The organism is Vicinamibacteria bacterium (genome assembly GCA_035620555.1).
Lineage (GTDB): Bacteria > Acidobacteriota > Vicinamibacteria > Marinacidobacterales > SMYC01 > DASPGQ01.
Genome location: DASPGQ010000286.1, coordinates 1 through 4,044 on the forward strand (window position 1 = coordinate 1; position 4,044 = coordinate 4,044).

Sequence of the window (4,044 nt, forward strand, 5' to 3'; positions counted from 1 at the left end):
CAGGATTCCGAGCGAGTAGACGATCGCGGGGCCCTCCTCCCGCGGTACGTGATAGACGATCTTCACTCGATCCTCCATCGCGGCATCGGTGCGGTAGACGAAGCCAGCGTCGACGTTGCCACTCGCCACCGCGGCGAGTGCACCCCGAACGTCGAGAGTGGGAACGATTTTGCTCCTCAAGCGGGGCCCCAGGCCCTGGCTTTCGAGGTAGTGTCGAGCGTAGACCCCCGCGGGGACGGCCTCGGGATCCGCCATCGCGATGCGCCCGAGCGCCGCGAGGTCTCCCGGTCCATCCACGCTGTCCGGCGCATCCCGATGGCGCACGACGACGAGCTCGTTCGAGAGGACGTCTGCGCGAAACCCGATATCGATGAAGCCCTCAGCTGCGACGCGATCCAGCTGATACCGGTCTGCCGAGAAGAAGAGGTCCGCGGGTGCGCCGGCGAGAATCTGACGCGCCAGATCGCTCGACGATCCGAACTGAGAGACGACACGGGACGAAGGATGGGTCTTCTCGAACTGGGAGGCAACTTCTGCCAGGGCGTCGGTCAGGCTTGCCGCGGCGAAGATGCGAATCGGCTCTTGAACGCCAAGCGATCCAAGCAGCGAGATCCAGATCAGTATCATGGTGCGGACACGGTGAGCGCCACGTAGAAGACTCGGGCGCCGGTACCGCCCCCGGTCCGCTTCACGAAGCCTCCGGCGAAGAGCTCGCCGTACTGGACGTTCAGCTCCGCGAACGGCAAGAGGTCCCATCGAAGCTCGACATCGAGCTCCTGCCCGATGAACGTTCCACTGTCCCCTTCGGGATCCCGAAGCGCCGCACGGACGAAAGCGTCCTTCGCGCTCGCGAGCCAGTAGAGACGATGCATCAGCTCGAGCTCGAACCGGGAGCTCGGGCTGAGCGTCAGCGAGACCACCGGATTGATCGTGTTCTGCCACGACATGAGATCGGTGAAACCGTACATCGTGTGGGAAGCGCCGAAGAGCGGATCGAATCGTCCGCTCCGGGAGTCGTCGGGCTCCGCATCTCCGGACGCGTAGTTGAGCCAGGCGGAGATGCGCGGGGCCCATGCGCTCTCGAAACGACGCCCGAGCTCCCCGTGGAAGGCGAAGGCACGGTGTGCGTCCTCTCCCAGGCTTCCGAGCTGAAACGCGGCGTGAAGATCGTGGTCCCAGCGATCGCCAATCGGGCCGAAGAGGTGGACTCCCGTGGTATGAAAGGTGTTTCGTCGATCGGTGTTTGCATCATAGAAGAGGTAATAGGGCTCGAGCACCAATTGCGGACGGTGGATGCTTCCGATCGTTCCGAAGAGTCTCCGGTTCTCGTCGAGCTTGTCGAGGCTCTCGGCACGGAGCTGGGTCGGCCACAAAGCGAGCACTTCGAGAGCGATGGGCGATGGGGTTCGACCGATACGGACCCGAACCCCTTCGAAAGCGTTCGTCGTATTGCGGAATCGATTGCGGGCGATGAGCCTGCGATCCAAGGCATCGAAAGAGATACGCCCGGCCTCGACGGCCATGGGAACGTGAAGGACGGGATCGAGGTCGAATCGGATGCGAAGCTGCAGAAGGTCGAGCTCGTTCACCGTAAGCGGCGTTTCGGGAAAATCGGAACCGAGCTGGCGGGCGTCCTGGGCCTCCAGTGAGAACCGGAAGGACGACTGTTCGGGAGCGAAACCGAGAGAAACCCGCGCCCGGGTGAGGCCAAGCGTAAGCTCCGCTGGATCGGGCCGGTCGCGAAGCCGTCCCGAACGATCTTCCCAGCGGGATCGAAGCTCGAATCCGATGATCCAACCAGGCGATGCCGCGGAAACGTAGGCAGGGATATCCGCCTCGGGAGTCGCGGCGAGCGCGAACGATCGGAGAGGCTTATCATTCTTGGCGATCTGGGCCGTCGCTTCGTTGGGCGCGAGCCAACCGAAGAAGAGCAGGAGGGGGCTAGGCAACCGACCGCTCCTCCCCCATTCGTGCGACTTCGAGGCCTGGCAAATCCCGGGTGAGGCGTCTGAGCTCGGCACGCTTGAGCGCTTTTCGAAGGGCGGCGATGGGCTCGTCGCCGCGGAGCTCGTTTCGGTAGCAGAGCTCATAGTCCTCTTGCTGCACCAACACGAAATCGAGCCCGGCCTCCTCGGCCGCCAACCTCACCGCAATCCCCGCCTGCGCATAACCGCTCCGGATGGCGAGGGCGACGGCGCGGTGGTCGCGCGCCTCGTGACGAAACCGACGCGGGCGCGCGCCGAGGAGCCGGTCGAGCACGTGCCTCGCGCCCGAGCCTTCCTCCCGCGCGATCCAACGCAGCCGGGCTCGAGCGATCGAAGAGGCCGAGCGAGCCCGAACCGTGCTCTCGAGAGCGACACCTTCCTGCCACCTCGCAACGTGAACCAGGCGAAACCCTTTGCCTGCGCCGCCGAGCACGCTCGAAGCCATGGCGGCGTTCGCGTCCTCGCCTGATTCCTCCGACCAGTGCAAACCCGCGGCGTGGACGAGACCCCGCTTCAAGAGCTCGAGGGCGTCCCGGCTGCCGCGTGTCAAGGCAAGAAGCCGGATCCCGTCCCGTCGAGCGAGCTCCGCCGCCAGAAGTCCGACCGCGGGATCGCAGCCCGCCACCACGAGTGTCCTCTGGGCTTCGGCCCAGGGTCTGCGGATCACTCCGCCTGGCCCGAAAGATCCGTCGTGGGGCAGGCTCCCGAGAGCCGTCGGCTCGACGGGAAAGAGTAGTCGCCGCGACCCGACGCGCGCCTCCCAGAAGCGTCCTTCCTGACATTCCGGCGCCCACGCCCAGCTCGGCTCGCTCTGACCGGTGGGCGAGAGGCTGAAGAGCTCCTCGACCGTCCGACCGAGCGCGCCCGCGAGCCGAAGGGCGGTGGCAATCGATGGCGATTGCCGACACATCTCTACTGCGCTCACTTCGGCCCTCGAGACGCCGCTTCTCACCGCGAGCTCCCGCTGCGACCAGCCGCGATGGCGGCGCGCTTCACTGAGAGTGGTGGACAGGATCCTGTCACTCATGCCGGAATCCTATCATAGCCGGAACGAGTACAATAGTGGGCCCATATGAGTGACAAGGCGGTTGGCTCCATCGTGTGGACAGACCTCACCGTCGACGACGCCGAGGCGATTCGGGATTTCTACGCCCGTGTCGTCGGCCTGCGCCCCGAGCCGGTCGATATGGGCGACTATTCCGACTTCAATCTGCTCTCCGAGAGCGGGGAACCGGTCGCGGGCGTGTGTCATGCCCGCGGTTCGAACCAGAACCTCCCGCCTCAGTGGCTGGTCTACTTCACCGTGAAGGACGTCGATGTCGCTTCACGCCGCGCCGTGGAGCTCGGAGGAGAGATCGTCGACGGGCCGAGAGACATGGGCAAGCGCCGCTTCTGCGTCGTCCGCGATCCCGCCGGCGCCGTGGCCGCGCTCATCAGCCAGTAGGCCGGGAGACCTCCGCCGCCGCGGCCAACAGAATCTGCTGGGCCTCGACAACACCCTTTCGGGATCCGCTGATGGCGAGAACGTCCCCGGCCTCGAGCCGCTCGCGACCGGTGGGAAGGATCACCTGGGCGGGGCTTCTCTGGATGGCCAGAACCGTCGCGCCGGTTCGCGCCCGAAGGTCGAGCTCCGATAGAGTCCTCCCAATCGCGGCACTTCGTTCGTGAAGGGTGAGTCCCACAATGGCGTCGAGTCCCGGGGGCAAAGACGGTTCCACGAGCGTTATGGGCTCGTCATGCGCGCTCTGCCTCGCGAGAAGCTCGGCAAGATGCTCCGCGCCCGAACGCAGCTCCGAAGCCATGGCTCCGGCGTTTCTCCACAAATAGACTCCCACGGCGGCGACGAGAAGGCAGAGTCCGAGGGCGACGTAAGGCCCCCCATAAATCGGACGCAGCACCGCGATCGACGGCAGGCCCACCCCGAGCAGGACGCTCAACAAAATCAACGCCCTGAGCGTGTGGCTCGCGATCCGCGTAGCCACCGCAGCCCCCCCCCTCGCCGAGGACAAGAGGCTTTCGCCCGCAAGCTTCGACAGCGCGTTCGCGTTACGCACGAGCC

At 65.6% G+C, this 4,044-nt stretch carries 5 protein-coding genes; 1 reads left to right on the plus strand and 4 read right to left on the minus strand.

What is annotated here, in order from left to right; genetic code table 11:
- The 3 genes from modA to VEK15_11725 form a co-directional block, all read right to left on the minus strand.
- Positions 1–627, minus strand: a 627-nt coding sequence (gene modA, locus VEK15_11715; protein ID HXV61355.1) for a molybdate ABC transporter substrate-binding protein, incomplete at its 3' end; no start/stop codon positions are given.
- Positions 624–1,949 (minus strand): alginate export family protein, encoded by a 1,326-nt coding sequence (locus VEK15_11720; GenBank protein ID HXV61356.1) that lies wholly within the window; start codon positions 1,947–1,949, stop codon positions 624–626. The genes VEK15_11720 and modA, both read right to left, overlap by 4 nt.
- Positions 1,942–3,012, minus strand: a complete 1,071-nt coding sequence (locus tag VEK15_11725; GenBank protein HXV61357.1) for a substrate-binding domain-containing protein — start codon at positions 3,010–3,012, stop codon at positions 1,942–1,944. Before VEK15_11725 ends, VEK15_11720 begins: the two co-directional genes overlap by 8 nt.
- Positions 3,013–3,057: 45 nt before the next feature.
- On the opposite strand from VEK15_11725, the gene VEK15_11730 reads away from it, so the two are divergent.
- On the plus strand, positions 3,058–3,429 hold the full coding sequence (locus VEK15_11730) for a VOC family protein (GenBank protein HXV61358.1): 372 nt from the start codon (positions 3,058–3,060) through the stop codon (positions 3,427–3,429).
- On the opposite strand, the gene VEK15_11735 is transcribed toward VEK15_11730, so the two are convergent.
- Positions 3,419–4,044 (minus strand): TrkA C-terminal domain-containing protein (locus tag VEK15_11735; protein ID HXV61359.1); only part of this gene is annotated, 626 nt, incomplete at its 5' end. The genes VEK15_11730 and VEK15_11735 overlap by 11 nt on opposite strands.